At 54.2% G+C, this 15,576-nt stretch carries 10 protein-coding genes; 2 read left to right on the top strand and 8 right to left on the bottom strand.

Annotated features, from left to right (window positions below; translation table 11 throughout):
- Positions 1 to 2 precede the first annotated feature (2 nt).
- On the bottom strand, positions 3 to 2,603 hold the full coding sequence (locus ACXADJ_RS06835; RefSeq protein ID WP_475064245.1) for a sensor domain-containing protein: 2,601 nt from the start codon (positions 2,601 to 2,603) through the stop codon (positions 3 to 5).
- A gap of 639 nt (positions 2,604 to 3,242) precedes the next feature.
- On the opposite strand from ACXADJ_RS06835, the gene ACXADJ_RS06830 reads away from it, so the two are divergent.
- Positions 3,243 to 5,648 carry a methyl-accepting chemotaxis protein gene (locus tag ACXADJ_RS06830; RefSeq protein WP_475064244.1) on the top strand — a complete coding sequence of 802 codons (2,406 nt, stop codon included), beginning with the start codon at positions 3,243 to 3,245 and terminating at the stop codon, positions 5,646 to 5,648.
- A gap of 385 nt (positions 5,649 to 6,033) precedes the next feature.
- Here the strand turns inward: ACXADJ_RS06830 and ACXADJ_RS06825 are convergent, their stop codons facing one another.
- The 4 genes from ACXADJ_RS06825 to ACXADJ_RS06810 all read right to left on the bottom strand — a co-directional run bounded on the left by ACXADJ_RS06825 (position 6,034) and on the right by ACXADJ_RS06810 (position 10,934).
- Positions 6,034 to 7,569, bottom strand: a complete 1,536-nt coding sequence (locus tag ACXADJ_RS06825; RefSeq protein WP_475064243.1) for a PhnE/PtxC family ABC transporter permease — start codon at positions 7,567 to 7,569, stop codon at positions 6,034 to 6,036.
- Between the two features lie 3 nt (positions 7,570 to 7,572).
- Positions 7,573 to 8,337, bottom strand: a complete 765-nt coding sequence (locus tag ACXADJ_RS06820; protein WP_475064242.1) for an ATP-binding cassette domain-containing protein — start codon at positions 8,335 to 8,337, stop codon at positions 7,573 to 7,575.
- A gap of 28 nt (positions 8,338 to 8,365) precedes the next feature.
- Complete coding sequence (locus ACXADJ_RS06815; RefSeq protein ID WP_028292880.1) at positions 8,366 to 9,235, bottom strand: putative selenate ABC transporter substrate-binding protein; 870 nt, start codon at positions 9,233 to 9,235, stop codon at positions 8,366 to 8,368.
- A 550-nt stretch (positions 9,236 to 9,785) separates the two neighbouring features.
- Complete coding sequence (locus tag ACXADJ_RS06810; RefSeq protein ID WP_475064241.1) at positions 9,786 to 10,934, bottom strand: alginate lyase family protein; 1,149 nt, start codon at positions 10,932 to 10,934, stop codon at positions 9,786 to 9,788.
- Between the two features lie 223 nt (positions 10,935 to 11,157).
- Here ACXADJ_RS06810 and ACXADJ_RS06805 point away from each other — a divergent pair, with 223 nt between their 5' ends.
- The gene (locus tag ACXADJ_RS06805) at positions 11,158 to 11,850 is read left to right on the top strand and encodes a hypothetical protein (RefSeq protein ID WP_475064240.1); all 693 of its coding nucleotides are present in this window, start codon (positions 11,158 to 11,160) and stop codon (positions 11,848 to 11,850) included.
- A 58-nt stretch (positions 11,851 to 11,908) separates the two neighbouring features.
- On the opposite strand, the gene mnmH is transcribed toward ACXADJ_RS06805, so the two are convergent.
- The 3 genes from mnmH to ACXADJ_RS06790 all read right to left on the bottom strand — a co-directional run bounded on the left by mnmH (position 11,909) and on the right by ACXADJ_RS06790 (position 15,387).
- On the bottom strand, positions 11,909 to 13,024 hold the full coding sequence (gene mnmH / locus ACXADJ_RS06800; protein ID WP_475064239.1) for a tRNA 2-selenouridine(34) synthase MnmH: 1,116 nt from the start codon (positions 13,022 to 13,024) through the stop codon (positions 11,909 to 11,911).
- Positions 13,024 to 14,079 (bottom strand): selenide, water dikinase SelD, encoded by a 1,056-nt coding sequence (selD, locus tag ACXADJ_RS06795; protein ID WP_475064238.1) that lies wholly within the window; start codon positions 14,077 to 14,079, stop codon positions 13,024 to 13,026. Before selD ends, mnmH begins: the two co-directional genes overlap by 1 nt.
- Positions 14,080 to 14,313: 234 nt before the next feature.
- Positions 14,314 to 15,387, bottom strand: coding sequence for a 3-deoxy-7-phosphoheptulonate synthase (locus tag ACXADJ_RS06790; protein ID WP_028292876.1), 1,074 nt, complete (start codon positions 15,385 to 15,387; stop codon positions 14,314 to 14,316).
- Positions 15,388 to 15,576: the final 189 nt, after the last annotated feature.

Raw genomic sequence — 15,576 nt, 5'->3', positions numbered from 1 at the left:
AATCAAGCCTCCTGGCCAGGTTCCCACAGGTCGTCCTGTAATATGGACAACTGGGTACCGGGATGTGAATCCGATACCAGATTGGGTAAAGAGTGTTGGTGCTTGAGCTTTTGGGTCAGCTCGGCTTCTGTCATGGGGCGATGATATAAGAAACCTTGATGGATGTAACAATTTCTTACCTTTAACCAATGACTGGTACGGGTATCTTCGACACCTTCGGCAATAATGTTGAGCCGCAGGGTCTTTGCCAGTGCCAGAATGGCCTCGACGATTTGAGCATCTTCCTGATCTTCCAGGACGTCCTGTATGAACGAGCTGTCGATTTTTAGCGTGTCGATGGGCATTTTGCGCAAGTAAACCAGCGAAGAATATCCGGTGCCGAAGTCATCCAGGGCAATGTGAAAACCGGCACTGCGCAGCTGTCCCAGGGTTCTCTGGGCCAGTTCGGTGTCATCGATCAGGGCTGTTTCAGTGACTTCGAGTTCAAGCACTGACGGCTCGATGCCACGGTTTTTGCATTCACCAATCAGCTCATCGGCCAGAAACTCATTGTGAAACTGACGGCCAGACAGGTTCATCGACAAACGCAGGTTTTTACCCAGGTATTTTTGCAGGCGAGCCGCAGTGGCAAGCACGTTGTCCAACAGCCATCTGGAGAAGTATTCAATCAAGCCGGACTGCTCTATCATTTTCATGAAAATATCCGGGCCGATGTGCGGGGCAGCCTCGCAGTTCCAGCGTGTCAGGGCTTCCATGCCGACAATGCGGCCCGTGCGGATGTCCACTTGTGGTTGATAGACCACTGAGAAATCGTTGCGGCCCACTTCTTTTAATGACTGGCGCAGATGGATATGCAAATCGGCGTATTTGTCCATCTCGCGGGTGTAAAACCGGTATTGGTTGCGGCCGGCGGCTTTGGCCTTGTAGAGCGCAACGTCGGCTTGTTTCATTAATTGAGTGCTGCTGGTACTCAGGCCACTGGCGCTGGCGATCCCCATGGAACAGGTAATGTAGAGGCTGCGTTCGAGTATTTTGAACGGCTGTTTGAAGATTTCGATGATTTTATCGGCGATCAGGTGCAAATGGTTCTGGTTGGTCAGTGAGCACACCAGTACCACAAATTCGTCGCCACCCAATCGGGCAATGGTGTCGACTTTGCGAAGGTTTTCTTGCAGCCGCGTTGCCACGGCTTTTAGCAGCTCGTCGCCAGCATCATGGCCCAGGGTGTCGTTGATGTGCTTGAAGTCATCAAGGTCAAGAAACATCAGCGACACATCTTCCAGTCGCTGGATATTTTTCAGCGATTCCTCCATCCGGTTGCTGAAAAACGCGCGATTGGTCAGGCCCGTAAGCTGGTCCCGTTCTGCCAGGTTACGCAGTGCCTGCTCGGTTTTCAGGTGATCAGTGATATCACTACAGGTCATAATCAAGCCGCTGACGGTGCCTGTATCTGCATACAGATTGCAGGCATTGGCTTTTACCCAGAGGGTGGAGCCATAGGGGGTTTGCAGGCGAAATTCACCTTCGTATTTGTCCTGACTGATCAGCGTTGAACGGACGGACTCCAGCACGGTTTGACGATCGACTTCATGGAGTGCGTTTATCCAGCCTATACCCAGCGATTCGGAAGGAGAGAGCTTGGAGTATTCGCACCAGGTATCGTTAACATAGGTACATTCCCAGTCCCGGTTTAACTGGATAATGCCAACCGGTGCTACATTGGTGAGCACCCGGAAACTGTAGTGAATGGCACTGCTGCTTTCTTTGCTGAGTGAATTGTCTGCGTCCCCCCTGAGCACCAGTACCCGCAGCGATACGGCCCCCCGGTAAATATCGAAATAACGCACATCAACACTTGAGAGGGTTCCGTTGGTATGTTGCAGGGTCAGGCCGTGCCAGGTATCCAGGGTGGATTTTCTCGGTCTGAGTTCACGAGTCAGTGGTGGCGAACCTGCGGGTAGATAGAATTCAATGCTGCTGCCGTTGATAACGTCCTGGCCAATGCCAACCATGTTGGCCGCAGCTGCGTTGCAGAACACTACACGGTTGTCGTCATTGATAATGACCAAGCCGTCAAAGGTATTGTTCAGCAGGTCATCGACATCCAGCAAAAAATCCCGTTCGCCTTGGATGGTTTGTGCTGGAAGCCCTTTGCGTTTGGAGCTGTCGATGAAGCGCATCACAGCTGATGCTGCTTTGATAAAGGGCTTGATACGGCCTTCCAGCTTGGCTGAACAATCTGAACGAGCGTTACCGATAAGTAGAACGGCATATAGACCGGTCTGGTCGCATATGGGCACCAGACTGTAATTGTGCAATTCCGGGCAGTCTTTGGGGGTCGGGATCTCATGGTTAAACGGCGCGTGCTCATTAAGGCAGTGGCCGAGAATCATGGGGGTGGTTAAAGACTCGGGAATATAGGTGCTGTTGGACGTGTTAGGTAGCTCGGTTGGCTTGCCGTCGATGGTTTGCAGGAAAATGCGGAAGTCCCAATAAACCAGTGCATCGCCATCCTCTAATTCTTCTTTATTAACACGCCGCTGATCAGCGTTGTAGCCGGTTCTGAGGTAGGCATAGCCAACTTCTGCGTCAAGCAAAACCATCAGCTGTTCAATGCAGCAATATAGAAAGCGATCAATACCCTCAAAGCGGATCAGGTGCCGCTCGATGGCAGAAATGGCAGTTCTCAGCCCGTGGTCTGAACGGCGATCCTGTAAGGCTGGCATGGAGCCACTGGATTCGCCAATATCTGAGCCCCGTAATGTGTCCCCATCTTGCGTGTGTTTCAGGTTCCGCATGCCGCACCAGGTCTTGTGTCTTCCGTGAACTATGAATGTATACGTCTGTATAACTCCGTCAACAACAATTTGTAAGACAATCCGATCATGTAACTTAAGATTCTGGCTAAAGGTTCAATAATCACCTCTGGTTATTAGGGCCCTCTTAATAACTCTGCACAGCTCTCGGCTCTGGCGTCCTGATTGGCCCTGTCATCCAGAGCGGGCACCGAGTTGTTCAGAGGGTCCCTGGTAAATCTGTCAAAATACGGGATTTAGTCGGTTGGCGCGTTTGATGGTAATCGAACTTATTATTAGATATGTAAAGCAATCCTCCAAAAATCGGCTAGGCTCTTTGTGTGAATGGCGCGAATGTAGTGTTTGGTGCGGTCAGGTGTCCAAATGTCGCAACCGCGTGACGTTCCGTTACCACTCTATTTATACGTCGGATTCGTGGAGTACAGGATGCCAGACTCTCTCAAACAAATGCTGGATGGCCGCAGCTTTGAATCAAAATTGCAGCTTCCCCTTATGGTGCTCGCGGTGGTGCTGGTTGTCAGCTTTGCCGCCAGCTTTCTGTTTGTGTCCTTGTTATCGTCCAATACCCATACGTTGGCTTACGAGGATTTACCGGGCCTCGACTTTGTTTTGCAGGCTGACCGTGATTTGTACCAGGCGCAAATGGCGGAACGCAGTTTGGCAACCATGGAGCCAGGAACAGCGGCGTTTAACGACATGGCCAGTTTTTACCTGGAAAATATCGATCAGGCGCAAAGCCGCATTGTGCAGTTCCGGGACTTGATGGAAATTCCTGAAATCAAGTCACAGGGGGATGAGTTCCTGCGTTTGATTGATCAATGGAAGATCGAAGCCGAGCAAATTAAAACCCTCTACAGCAGCGGTTATGAAGCCGATCGTCAGGCTGCCATGGCTTTGAGTTTTGGCTCTGGGTTGAAGAGTTTTGAAAGCGTGCGGGTGATTCTTGATGAAATTACCGGCCCGGTAATCAAGCAAGCCTATGAAAACACAGAGGCGTCAGACCTGATTTCCTGGATGGCACGCGGCCAGCAGCTATTGACGCTGGCATTGGGGTTGGTGGTTTGTTATCTGGTGATGCGTCATTTTCCGCCAGTAATCACTGCGCCGATTGTTGCCATGCTGGAGGCCATCAAAGGCGTTACCGAAAGCTCCGACTTTTCACGTCGGGCGCCGGTGACGACCAAGGACGAAATTGGCGCACTGGCCGAGCACTTCAATCGTTTGATGGCGTCGGTGGAAGAATCCATTCGCGACTGCACTAATGTGATCGAGCACTTGGCTGAAGGTGAATTTCAGACCATGTCGGCCGAACGCTATCGCGGTCATCTGAAAAATCTCGCGGTATCGATCAACAGCACCAGCCATTCGGTGTCGGCGGCGATGAAAGACATTAATTGCATTACCAATGAGTTGGCGGATGGCAATTTTGAGGTGCTGGAGAAAACCTCGGATGACTCCCTGAAAGGTGAGTTTGGCGCCACGGTGACCAATGCCAATCGTGCCAAGCAGGCGATTCGCGGTGTGATTAGCTCAACCGACGTGGCGCTGAAAAAAGTCGCTGCTGGTGAAGTCACCGAGCCCATCGAGGCGAATTTCCCGGGTGAGTTGCAAGGTTTGAAAACCGGTGTGAACCAGACGCTGGTGGCGCTGAATGACGTCTTTAAAGCCATTGAATCCATGATGGGCTGTTTGGCGGATGGCGATTTTTCTCATGCCGATCAGGTGTTGACGGGCAGTAAGCTGCCAGGGCGTTATGGGCTCATCATCGACAGCGTTGAAGCCGCCATGGCGCAGCTCGACAGCGCGATTCAGGACATTGCTGGTGTGATGTCGAAAGTTGCAGAGGGCCAGCTTTCATCGCGGGTGGAATCCACCATGAGGGGTGATCTGGACCGTTTGAAGGTGAACATCAACAGCTCGTTGGACCAGATTCGTCGAATCAATCATCTGATCAGTGCCAGCCTGTCGCAATTGGCGGAAGGTAATCTGGCTATGCGGGTGGAAGGGGATTTCCCGGGTGACTTTGCGTCGCTGCGATCGGACATTGATGCCACGGTTGCCAACCTGACCAGTATGATTGGCCAGATTCAGGACTCCTCTGGTGAGGTCCTGATGGCGTCCCAGCAACTGGACCAGGGCAGTTCAGACATCAGCAATCGCACCGAACAGCAAGCCGCCGCGGTGGAACAAACCATGGCATCACTGGAGCACATTCGCGAAGCCGGTGTGAAAAACATTGAAGAGGTGGGCCAGGTTGTACGAGTATCGAAGACCACAGAAAGTGCGGCACTGGAAGGTCAGGCAACCATGCAAAAAGTGGTTGGCTCGGTGCAGGACATCAGTGAATCCAGCAACAAGATTGGCTCCATCATTCAGGCCATCGACGGCATTGCTTTTCAAACCAATTTGTTAGCATTGAACGCTGCGGTTGAAGCAGCTCGTGCTGGTGAGTCGGGCCGTGGCTTCGCGGTGGTGGCGGCCGAAGTACGTACTTTGGCCCGGCGTTCAACCGATGCTGCACGGGAAATTAAAGAGCTGGTTAACGAAATCATCGAGCGTGTGGCTATCGGCACCGAAGTGGCCGAAGGCTCTGGCGACGTGTTGCGACGGGTGGTTGAATCATTCAATCAGGTTAATCAGGGCGTTGAGCGAATCGCCAATGTCATCCGTGATCAGTCGAGTAGTATTGGTGAAGTGGCCAGTGCCATGAAAACCATCGAAACCAACATTCAGGCAACTGCGGCCGTGGCCGAGGAATCGGCGGCATCCTGTAAGGTGATGTCGGAGCAGGCCAGTGGCCTGAAGCACCTGACCACGGCGTTTAACGTGTAATCCTGTCTTCAGGTTTTTGATGGGCTTTTGATGGGCTTTTGATGGGCTTTTGATGGGCTTTTGATGGGCTTTTGATAGAGAGTGATTGGGCTCGAAGCCAACTTCAGGGGACATCTATTTAATCCGGTGCTCACTCTGGGCTGCCGGATGGGTTCGAATCACGAAGCCGACTTGCAGGCCTGACGGGTCAAGTCAAAAGTCGGCGACACAGAGTCGAGATCATCCGGCAGCCCCCGCAGGGCGCGGGTTGCCGTCGCCCAGTGCGGTGTTGACGAACTTGGAAAGACTCGGCCGGACAGGTTCGTCATTCCGCTGCATTCGTCGCCTTGCCCTGAACAACGGCAACGCTCGCGCAGAGTCGTGCAGGATTAAATAGTTGTCCCCTTCAGGCTTCTCGCCCGGCAGGCCCCGCTTCAGCCAGTTTGCGCAGTCGGCGCGACAATGCGTCGACCAGCATATTGAGGCTGGCGGCTACCATAATCAGAAAGAAAGCCCGGTCGTAGCGAATCTCTTCAAAGCCGGAATCGATGTAAAAGCCGAGTGTGGCAATCCCCAGAATTCCCAAAATTGCGCTCTCGCGCAGAATCACTTCCCAGCGATAAAACAGCCACGCCAGCATGGCGGGCAACTGGTTCGGCGTTTCCTGATAGGCATAGCGAAGCAATGGTGATTCGATGGTTGCTGCTTGAATCGAGATTGTTTGGGCGCGTAGATACTCGGCCTGACTTTTACCAGACACCAGAAAACCAATCAGGCCACCATTATGAATGGCCAATGCCAACACCGCTGGCAGCCCGGAAGGTCCAAATAGCAGTAAAAACAGGTACGCCAGAATCATTTCAGGCGTCGAACGCATCAGCAAAAGCAGCAGTTTGCCAGGCCAGCGCACAGCGGCTGGGGCCAGTTTGGCGGTACCCAGCGGGTAGACCAGCAACACCAGCAGGAGCGTCAGGAACAGAGCCAGTTGCGAAATCAGTAGGGTTTGCCAAAGACCTTGCCATGCTTGTCCTGACAGCATTTGCCAATACCAGTTGATCGTACCGGCCCAGTCTCCTTGTCGAAGTGGCGCAGGCCAGATATCCGAGCTGATGAATTGCCACAAATAGCCGCTGTTAGTGAAGCCAACGGTGTCGGGCAAAGCGAACAGTGCTCCGATGATATACAAGGGCAACGCGCGAGGCCGTAGCCAATAGCGAATGGTCGCTATCAGCAGCATAAAGCTCCAGAGCAGAGCGGCGGCTTCGCTGTATTGGCCCTGTTTGAAAGCAGTTTCAAGATGGAACCCGAGAGTGGGCAAGCCGATAAACCCCAGAATTGCGCTGGAGCGCAACGCACATTCAAATCGATAGCGGGTGTACTGGCTTAGTGCTGGCCAGGCCTGTGGGATACGGGTATAGACCCAGCGGATCAGGCGAGGTGCCTGTGGCAGGCTGCGTTCCGGCGTGTCGCTCTGCAATGCCAGGGTTTCTGCAAACACCTTGGCAAAGACGCCGGTATAGGGCACCAGAATGGCCAGCAGTCCGGTGGTTGGGCTTAAGCCCCACACCTGCATGAATATCAGTGCCCAGAAAATTTCATGAACCGAGCGAATGACGGCACAGAAAGCTCGTACTGGCCACCAATGAAACAGCAGTGCGGTGAGCAGTCCTAATGGGGCTGCGATAACAACGGCCAACAAAGCAAAGGCAACGGTGTGCATCAAGGCAGACAACAAACTGCGGATGTCTTCCACCTGCGGTGTGATCATTCCGAGGCCAATACGACCCAGTTCCTGCCAGGGGGAAGTGGCGTGGACCTCAATATCGGCAAAGGGCAATGCCATGGCAGCGGCGATGGCCAATAACGCAATAATGGCGGTCAGACGTCTGGCGCTGGAGGCTGAACGAAAGTAACGGGTGTCGATTGGGAGTGATTCCGACATGACTCAGTCCGCCGGTTTGCCGGGGCTGACACAGCTGAGCGGCAGAGAGCCTGATGGGTTATTCGATACGTGAGTTGCCGTGTTACTTGATGCGCTGACGACGAGAGCAGGCGAGTCGCTGTACAGGGTTTGGTAATCCTGTTCAGTGAGAGACCGGGCCGGACCATCGTAAACCAACTGGCCACTTTTGAGAGCCACAACGCGGTCAAACAAGGCGCTGGTGAGCTGCGGGTTGTGCATGCACACCACCGCTGTCTGATGACGCTCCAGAACCCACTTCAGCAAGTCGTGGGCTTGTTGTGGATCAAGGGCAGACACCGGCTCGTCGCCAAACAGAATGGACTGCTGACGATACAAGGCCCGCCCCAAAGCCACTCGCTGGCGCTGACCGCCGGATAAACGATCAACGGATTTCCATAACTGGTCGCTGAGGCCTAGTCGCTCCGCCAGCGTCGATACATCAGCTTTGGCGTGCTGCAGCGGTTTGATCAGATTCCACAACGACGCCAAACGGCCGTGACGGTGTAAACCGCCCATATAGATGTTGTGATAGCTGCTGAGTACATCGACCAAGCCGTCAGACTGAGGGCACAGGGCGGCCCCATCCGGGTTGATGCCATACAAATGGTTCAACAAGGTCGACTTGCCCGCGCCGGACGGGCCAACCAGTGCCACCTTTTCGCCCGACTCAATGGTCAGCGACAGGTTTTGCAATACCGGTTGTCCCGCATATCCCAGCGTCAGGTCTTGCAGTTGATACAAGCTCACGGTGTTGGTGCCCTGTGCCGTCAGCGTATCAGTCGATCAGGCCAATGGCCTTGGCGGTGTCTTCAATTGGTTGGTAGTCGGCGTTGCTGGCTGGCACAAAGCTCTTGCGTGGGAAGCTGCCCAGCAGGTCTTCGTCTTTCATGTTCAGCAGTGCTTCAGTTACCTTGGCTTTGAAGCCTTTACCAAAATGGTCGTTCACATCACCGCGAATGGTCCATTGATAGTCCGGGTAGGTTGGCGTGGTCCAAACGACGCGAACCTTGTCAGTATCGACGCGACCGCTGGCAACCATGGTGTCCCAAACGCTGAAGTTTACAGCACCAATCTGGTAGGCACCGGATTCAACCTGAGTCACGGTACGGGAGTGGTCGCCGGAGAAACCAACGCGGCTGAACAGTTCGTCTGGGGCTTCGTTGAAGGTTTCACGCAGGTAGAATTCCGGCATCAGGCGGCCAGAGGTAGAGCCTTTGGAACCGAAGGTGAAGGTTTTGCCTTCGAATTGCTTTTGCAATGATGCCAGATCGTCGGTTTGTTCAATGCCAGTGTCGGTATTGGCGATGATGTAAGACTTGAAGAACTGGTCTTCGTAACCCTGGGCCAGAGCTTCAGAACCGTCCACCAGACGACGTGCCTGAACACCGGACAAACCACCAAACCACGCCAGTTGTACCTGGTTGTTGCGGAAGGCCGTAATAGCGGCAGCGTAGGATTTAACCGGAATGTACTTTACTTCAACGCCCAGCTCATCAGACAGGTAGTTGGCGACCTTGCCAAAACGTTCCATCAGGCGGCTTTCGTCCTGATCCGGAATGGCGGTAAATACAAAAGTTTCAGCTTGGGCAACCGCCGCGGCGGCCATCAGGGCAGCAGACGCTACCAGACGTTTGAAGAGGGTCATCTCCGGGCTTCCTCACAGGGATGGATGTGATCACGCCGTTCAATAGGGCGCGTAAAATTGGAGCGCGGAGTATATGAAATTAGCGGGCCAAATGCTTGTCTTTCGAAGCATGACTTGGTTTGAGCCCTGTTTGAAATTAATCGGGCCATAAATCAAAACAGCCAGCGCCAACAAATGCTGGCGCTGGCCATTAGGGACCCTCTGAATAACTCAGTGCCCGCTCTGGATGACAGGGCGACGCTGAATCACGAAGCTGATTTGCAGGCCTGGCGGGTCAAGTCAAAAATCAGCGACACAGAGTCAGCAATGCCCTGCCATCCCCGACGGGCGCGGCCTGCAGCCCGCCATAACGGCGTTGGCGAATTTGGAAAGGGCCAGCCATTCCGCTGCATTCGCCGCCTTGTTCTGACAACCAGCAGGACTCGCGCACGACTGCATGGATGCAGGAGGTAGGGCGAAGCAGGAAGCCAGAGCCGAGAGCTGTGCAGAGTTATTCAGAGGGTCCTTAGTTCTTCCGGGGGTTCAGTCGAACACCCCGGAGTGGTTGGGATCACTCGAAGTAGACCATGCACTCGGCAGGAATTTCGACGTCAGCGTCTTCTTCGCCCGGGTGTGTCCAGTCGGCCCAACCAACGTTTTTACCCGGTTTGGTTGGTGACGTGGTTTCGAAATCGGTGCCGTAAACCTTGTTGATGATGTATGGCTGCCAGGTGTCGTCACCTTCGGCCGGGTAGTCGGCGACTTCGTTCAGCCAGGTAAAGGCCCTCAGCAATGCCTGGTCTTCCCAGTTCCATACGTCGTAACCCAGACGGTCCAGCAGTACTGCTTGTGCAACGGCGCCTTGCAGGGCGGAGTAAACGTAGTTTTCCTTTGGTGGGGGCCAGCTGAATTCGCCACCGCGGCGCATGTCATCCGGCAGTGCGCCATCGATGCTGTGGCCTTCCTTGGTGGCACCTACCGGGTTAATGGCTACCGGGTAGTCCGGTTCGTACTGCCACCAGTCGACTTCCTTGAATTTGAAGTCGCTGTAAAGGTCGCGGTCGCCAAGCCAGGCCTTGAAAATTTTCGCAGCGCGAGCCACTTCGGCTTCGTCTTGCAGGTAGGCCGCAGCAGCCAGGCGGCTGGCGCCAGCAAAAGTGCCCCAGTTGTTCGGACGCACTTCATGGGTCGATACCAGAGTCTTGCCGGATGGGTATTCTTTCACCATTACTTCTTCCAGCCAGGCTTTGAACCTGGCGTCTTTCTTTTCTGGCAGTTTCACCAGATCGGCGGCCAGTACATAGGCAATCAATTCCTTACCCAGTGCTAGCGTGGTGCCGTCTTCGTTATCTTCGCTGCCGCGAATGTTCATGACCGACTTGATCACGTCCTTGCGAATGTCCTCGTCGCCGGTGCGGGCATAAATCAGCGCCTTGGCCAGAACGTTGGTGTTGGTCTGGTCATCCTGGTCGGCCAGGTTACCACCGCGGGTTTTTTCTTCCGCCGCTTCCAGCATGTTTTCCCAGGCGGTACCAGACGTTGGCAGGCTGTTCAGCTCGTCAGCATCAATCCACAGGTAGTCGGTTGGAAAGGTCGGGGCACCCGGATACGCCGTGGTGTCGTCCAGATCCGTGGCGGCGCTCGCCAGTGGGGCGATCATCAGCGCGGCGGTGATCGCCAGGGTGCGGCTGATGCCTTTGTGCAATGCAGGCAGTCTCATTATCTATTCCTTGTGAAAATGAAGGAGCGTTCAGAATAGGGACGATGTCACTGTGAAACTGTGATCCAGATCAGACCTTTTCGTAGGATGGTCAGACAATCAAACGATCTGTGAGGTGTTTCACGAATCGGCCATTTGCTGCAATAAACTGCCTTCTCTCTGGTGCTTTAGGGCTTGACGTTGGAGAATCGTCCGACAAAGACATACAACAGGAATCGGGATCATGAAATTCATTTGGTTACTGCCGCTCTTGCTGGTGGGCTGTGCCAGTCAGCAGTTGACGCACAATTACTCTGGCGACGTGCACTTGCAGCGCATCGTTGTGGATTTACAACCGCTGACGGGGGCGAACGATGAAGACAAGAGCCTACTTGCCAAGCTGGGCGAGATTCAGCGAGTGGTACAGGCCATCGAAGATGCCATGGACGAGCAAGAAACGGCACGCTTGATTGAACAGCTGACTCAGTTTGAGCAAATCATGTTTGATGGGGTGCGCAACGCAGCGGGTATTCCTTTGGTCAAGGAAGAGGCTATCAGTGTGACCATGCAGCATGGTGACCAGAACGAGCTGATTAACATCACCTGGGAGTACCCGGAGTACAGTCATGATTACCTGACCTTGCACGCCAGTGTCGATTATCCGTACATGGAAACCACATCCATGGGGTTTGGCCTGGGCACCCGTTCCGAAACCTACAAGGTTGAGCCTGCCATGACGGTGGATATTCACGGATACCTGGATGAGGACCGCCTGTTTTGGGATCAGTCGGTGCGTTACAGCTCCAGCAAGAGTTTTACTGTTGGCACTGACTATGTTCTGGGTATAGCGACGGACCGTGTTGAAGACGCCGATGTGTTTTTGATTCCACTGGCTGAAGGGTTTGCCAAGCAGTTGCGGAAAGACTTGAATAAGTAATCTGTGACTGGCCTGATGCTGGACTGCCCGGTTGGCGGTCCAGCATCCGTTGTTTGGCTCAGCGCATGGCGGCCAGAAACGCGGAAACTTCCTCACGATTGCCTTTGAACACCACCCGGTCGAGCTTTTTCTGAAGCTGGTATTCATACATGGGGTCGTAATAGTCGTTCAGCAGTGCGGCAATCCAGCCTTTGTGCTGTTCTGAATCACCGTTTCTATGCGCCTGCAGGGCGCTGTCGAGTTGTTCGGACAGTTGCTTGTAGCGGACACCGCCAAGGCGTTTGCTGACGCGTTGCAGTGAATCTATCAGGTCGTGGCTAAAACGTGCAAAGGCGTCGTCTTCACCGACCTGGTCTTGCCAATCTTGCAGCTTCGACAGGATGTAGTTGTTGAAACTGTGCTCAATGCGTTCTTCCAGCGAAGTTTCCAGCAGAACCACCGGGCTTTGGTTAAGCGATTCCCGGAATGCCGGCGGCAGGGCACAGCGGCCAATCAGCATGCTTTCGTCTTCAAATACCGTGCGCAGGCCTTGTTTGCTGGCATCGCTGTGTTCTGCTTTCAACATGGCAACGGCGAGGGCGTTTTCGAAATCCAGCTGACTTGGCTGGCCGTCCGGGCGTTTACCAAAGGCGGAACCAAAGTGGTTGGCCAGACCTTCCAGATCAATGCTGTTGGCCAGTGAGTTCAACAAGCCGGTTTTGTTGCAGCCGGTTTTGCCAGCCAGCACGACCTTGGGCATATCGCGACACTGACGTTCAAATTCGCCCAGAATCCAGGTCCGCATGGCCTTGTAGCCGCCGGTGATTCGTGGGTAATCGACACCGGCTTCGTTGATCCAACGCTGTACCGTCTGGCTGCGTAAACCTCCCCGCCAGCAGTACAAATAGCCTTGCGGGTTTTGTTCGGTAAATTGCAGCCACTTGTTAAGTCGCTCTTCCTTTACCTCGCCTTTGACCAGCTGGTGGCCCAGCTTGATAGCCTCGTCCTGACCAAATTTTTTGTAGCAGGTGCCAACTTTGGCGCGCTCCTGATCGGTCATCAGCGGCAGGCTGACACTGCTAGGGAAGGCGCCTTTTTTGAATTCAACCGGCGCCCGGGTGTCGATCATCGGAATATCGTTAAGAAAGATATTCAGAAAATCGTTGGTATCCGGACGCGCAACCTGGTCGCTCATTAGCAATCTCCCGTGACCGACACAAACGGAGCGCTGCTGTCCGTGCGTTCGACCAGTTGGCCTATGACCGAGCTGTGAATACCTGCGTCTGCCAGTAAAGATTCGAGCGCAGCAGCCTGAGCAGGGTTGACGGCAATCAACAAGCCGCCAGAGGTTTGCGGGTCACACAGCAGGTTTTTAACATCCTGTGGCATCTCAGCCAGCTTGTGGCCATAGCTGTCCTGATTGCGCAGGGTACCACCAGGAATTGCACCCTGAGCAAGGTACTCGGCCGCTTCCGGGATCACAGGCACATTGGCCAGCGTGACGTTGGCGTTAACGTCACTGCCTTCACACACTTCCAGCAAATGGCCCATCAGGCCAAAACCGGTCACATCGGTGATGGCGTTAACGCCTTCCAGTTTGGAAGCTTGCGCACCCACCTTGTTCATCTGGCACATGATGTCGCGGGCCAGATGGGTATGCTCGGGCTTGAGAATTTTCTTCTTCTGGGCGGTGGTCAGAATGCCAATACCGAGCGGTTTGGTCAGATACAGCAGGTCGCCTGCCTGGGCCTGATTATTCTGTTTCAGCGCGGATTTTGTGGTCAGGCCGGTGACGGCGAGGCCAAAGATAGGTTCCGGTGCATCAATTGAATGCCCACCCGCCAGCGGAATACCCGCATCGGCACAGGCCTGACGGCCACCGTCAACCACTTGCTGGGCTACTTCCGGGGCCAGCTTGTCGATTGGCCAGCCCAAAATGGCGATCGCCATCAGCGGTTTGCCACCCATGGCGTAGATATCACTGATGGCGTTGGTGGCGGCGATACGTCCAAAATCAAACGGGTCGTCAACAATCGGCATGAAGAAGTCGGTGGTGCTCAGGACCACCTGATCGTTGCCAATGTCGTAGGCGGCGGCATCGTCCTTGGAGCTGTTGCCAACCAGCAGGTTGGGCGAATCCGGCAGGTTCAGCTGGGATACCAGAATCTTATCCAATACCTTGGGAGAAATTTTGCAGCCACAACCAGCACCGTGGGAATACTCGGTCAGACGGATAGGGGATTCAGACATCAAACGTGCTCCAGCGGAATTTTGTGCAAGCGCGAGATCATACGGCGAAGTGGCTAACTTGTCAGTGCTGCTATGGCCACTGTGTGCCTGGGGTGTGGTTTTTGGCTGGGCGAGGTTTGTGGTGGAGCGAGGTTTGTGGTGGAGGTGAATGATGCAGATAACAGGCTCTGCCGTCAGGCATAAAAAACGGCTCGGGCATTACTGCCGGAGCCGTTTTTACTGCTGAAACTGACGTTAGCCTGCGCGGGTTGGCAGTACGTCTTTCAGTTTTTCGTGCATGGTCAGCAGGGCTTCTTCGGTCTCGTCCCAGCTGATGCAGCCATCGGTGACCGACAGGCCGTATTCCAGATCATTCAGGTTGGCTGGAATGTTCTGGCGGCCGTGCTTGAGGTTGGATTCAACCATCAGACCAACAATGGACTGGTTGCCTTCCAGAATCTGGGAGGTCACGTTGTCGAGCACCGCTGGCTGCAAGGCCGGGTTCTTGCTGGAGTTTTCGTGGGAGCAGTCGATCATGATGTTCTTGATCAAACCGGCCTTTTCCAGCGCCTGCTCGGCCAAACCGACGTTGACGGAGTCGTAGTTTGGCTTGCCGCCACCACCACGCAGCACAACGTGACCGTAGTGGTTGCCCTTGGTACGAACGATGGATACAGCGCCATCTTCGTTAATACCCAGGAAGCGGTGCGGGTTGGCCACAGACTGCAAGGCGTTGGTAGCCACGGTCAGGCTGCCATCGGTACCGTTCTTGAAACCTACCGCACAGGACAGGCCAGAGGCCATTTCACGGTGAGTTTGGGATTCGGTGGTACGTGCACCAATGGCCGACCAGGAAATCAGATCCTGCATGTACTGTGGGGAAATAGGATCCAGTGCCTCGGTAGACAATGGCAGGCCCATTTCGGCCAGATCCAGCAGCAGTTTACGACCAATGTGCAGACCGTCTTCAATCTTGAAGGTGTCGTTCATGTATGGGTCGTTGATCAGGCCTTTCCAGCCCACGGTGGTACGTGGTTTTTCGAAGTAAACACGCATCACCAGATACAGGGTGTCAGATACTTTTTCGGCCAGTGTCTTCAGACGTTGGGCATAGTCTTTGGCGGCTTCTACATCGTGGATGGAGCATGGGCCAATAACCACAAAAACACGCTTGTCCTTGCGGTCCAGAATGTCACGGATCACCTGGCGGCCTTCGCGTACACTGGCGACGGCGGTGTCGGAGATTGGCATCTCGGACTTCAGTTTTGCTGGGGTGATCAGTGGGTTGATCGACTCAATATTCAAGTCATCGACGCGATTGTCTGACATAACGATCCTGATTTGTTGACTCTCTAAAGGTTGCCGTGCCGCTCTGTGGCGGTGTTGAGTCGACCCTGTTTGAAGGTCGCCCTGAACATCGGCGCTAATTCATACTGCATGACGGTTGGTCATTGGGCAGCGGGACAGATGACTGAGTCCCTTTCTTTACGTACTTTTCGTAAACTCGGCCTTTGTGGC

The sequence above is a fragment of the Oceanobacter sp. ABM4_470 genome (assembly GCF_056158645.1).
This window is presented reverse-complemented; position numbering and strand designations above follow the sequence as displayed.